Raw genomic sequence first — 2166 nt, 5'->3', positions numbered from 1 at the left:
GACCGTCGTCGTAGGTATTGCCCAACACGAACGGCTTCTCCGCCAGCTTCGGCGTGTACCGCGCCACCATGTCCGGGTTCATCACGAATCCGCCCGCGGCGATCACCACCGACGTGGCTTTGACCGCAACGACTTCCGAGAACTGCTTGGCCATCACCCCGACAACCGCGCCCGAGCTGTCGGTGACCAGCCCGGTGGCCCCAGTCTCGTACCGGATTGGCATGCAGAGACTTTCGGCTTGTTTGAGCAGCAGATCGATCACCAGCTTGGCGCCCTGGGTGTCACCGGGCACCGGTACTTTGTGCCCTCGTGGCGCAGGGACGGCCTGCTCGACAAATGGCCACACCTTCTCGTTGCCGGTGTACATCAGGCCTTCGGTGTTGGGCTGGATCACCGCCTTTTCCGGGTAGTAGCTGCGCTCGAACTGAAAGCCGAGGTCCTCCAGCCAGTTGAAGTGATCGACGCTGCCGTCGCAGTACGCCCGGATCTTGTCGAGTTCGGGTTCGCGTGACACCGCGACCAGGTACTTGTACATCTCGTCGGGGCTGTCGGGATGCCCGGTAGCCTGCTGGACGGCGGTGCCGCCGCCGAGGTAGAAATGCCCGCCGGCCATTGCGGTGGTGCCGCCCGCCACGGCGGCGCGTTCCAGCACCAGCACCCGCGCCCCGTCGGCCGCCGCGCTGACCGCCGCGCAGCCGCCGGCGATGCCGAAGCCGATCACCAGCACGTCGACGTCATCCGACCACGAGGCGACCTCGTCCGCGCTGACGGTTGGCGGTATCTCGGTGCTCATCGGCGCCGCTCTCCCCTGGATTCCGAGACTCATCGCCTCGCAGGATAGACCGCGCCATGGCAGAGTCGCAGCGAGCGCACCGTTGCCAGAGCGCGCCGGTCCTTTGAGAGGAGATGACACCCAGTGGGTGCGCAATGCCCGGGCCGCCGGCGTCGTCGAGCTCGGACCGCGGTGGCGGCGCAGGCCGACCCGCATCGTCGAGGTGAGCAACGACGCCAAGCCGGAGCTGCTGCGGCGCTACCTGGCCCGGTGGTATTGGCAGGTCAAAGGGCATGTTGCGGGATTGACACCGGATTCCGACGACAGCGAACTGCTGGCCGCCGCACCGTCGATCCCGGTCTTCGCGCTCGCACCGCTCGAAGGTTAGGCCGACGGCGGGGGACCCGCCGGGTCGGGCGGCACGCCGGCGTCTTCATGCACCTGCTCCATGATGGCCGACCAGGACACGGCGGCGGGGTACTCGCCCCAGACGCTGTTGAACACGCCGACGATCCGGGCCGGTCCGGTACCGCCGGCCACATACACCGGTCCGCCCGAATCGCCCGGTTGGCTGACCACACCGTGGGCCATGGTGAACCACCCGTTGTTGACGCTTTCGACGGTCCCGCAGCTCTCCTGAGTGACGACGCCGAAATGGCAGACCGGCTCGCCCGGCTGCACAGCCAGGTCGGGGATGGACTCCAGCGGGCGGCCGTCGGGCAGGATATTGCTGACCGCGACGTCGTCGGCCAGCACAATGGTCTCGTAGTCGGTGATCATCTGGTCGGTGTCGATGGTCGAGCCGTTGGGGGTGTTGTCCCGGAAGGTCGCCAGCTGGCCGACATGGTTGCCGCCCGCGTCGGTGACCGCGCCGCCGCCCCGGCAATGGCCGGCGGTGAAGGCAACTCCCAGCGCCGGGTCGACGTACCCCAGGGTGCACACATGGGTGTCCTGGCGGATCTCCATCCCCGGGAACACCAGCACCGGGTCCGCCCGGGCAACCGACGCCGGCAACCCCACCGATCCGGTCAAGGCGATCATCGCCGCTGCCGCTAGCTGCACCGCCTGCATCGTCAGCCTGTACACCGTCGACTCCGATCGCATTGGGCCGGCGTGGCGCCGGACACTCTAACGGCTGCCCAGGTTACCGGCGCCGGGCTGCCAAACACCGGGCACGGCACACACCACAGCGCGGCGACCCGGGGCCCCGGGTCCGGGGCGCCGCGACGATCGGGGCCGGCGGTCCGGGGATCGTCCGTACCTGGCCGGGCGGGATCAGGTCGGGAGTGGCGACGCCGCTGGCGTCGGCGATCTGCTGGGATTTGCTGCCGTCGCCGGAGAACCGGTCGGCGATGGCCCACAGCGTGTCGCCGGAGACCACCGGGTCGGTCCGG

2 protein-coding genes and 2 pseudogenes are annotated in these 2166 nt (G+C 69.0%); 1 reads left to right on the top strand and 3 read right to left on the bottom strand.

Features of this window, described 5'->3' with window-relative positions; translation table 11 throughout:
* On the bottom strand, positions 1 to 793 hold a 793-nt coding region (locus AC2VON_RS06700; protein ID WP_486952238.1), incomplete at its 3' end, for an FAD-dependent oxidoreductase.
* Positions 794 to 908: 115 nt separating this feature from the next.
* Here AC2VON_RS06700 and AC2VON_RS06695 point away from each other — a divergent pair.
* Positions 909 to 1160 (top strand): annotated as a pseudogene (locus AC2VON_RS06695) (nitroreductase family deazaflavin-dependent oxidoreductase); the annotation flags it as partial.
* Here the strand turns inward: AC2VON_RS06695 and AC2VON_RS06690 are convergent.
* Positions 1157 to 1843 carry an Rv1815 family serine proteinase gene (locus tag AC2VON_RS06690; protein WP_486952237.1) on the bottom strand — a complete coding sequence of 229 codons (687 nt, stop codon included), beginning with the start codon at positions 1841 to 1843 and terminating at the stop codon, positions 1157 to 1159. The pseudogene AC2VON_RS06695 and the gene AC2VON_RS06690 overlap by 4 nt on opposite strands.
* A gap of 175 nt (positions 1844 to 2018) precedes the next feature.
* Positions 2019 to 2166: pseudogene (locus AC2VON_RS06685) on the bottom strand (LysM peptidoglycan-binding domain-containing protein); the annotation flags it as partial.

The organism is Mycobacterium sp. TH-M82 (assembly GCF_057473605.1).
The sequence above is the reverse complement of the archived record's forward strand: the minus strand, read 5'-3'. Positions and strand labels throughout refer to the sequence as shown.

Bases quoted from the DNA above. Each gene is read 5' to 3' on its own strand.
- AC2VON_RS06690 (WP_486952237.1), bottom strand. From the start codon at position 1,843: ATGCAGGCGGTGCAGCTAGCGGCAGCGGCGATGATCGCCTTGACCGGA.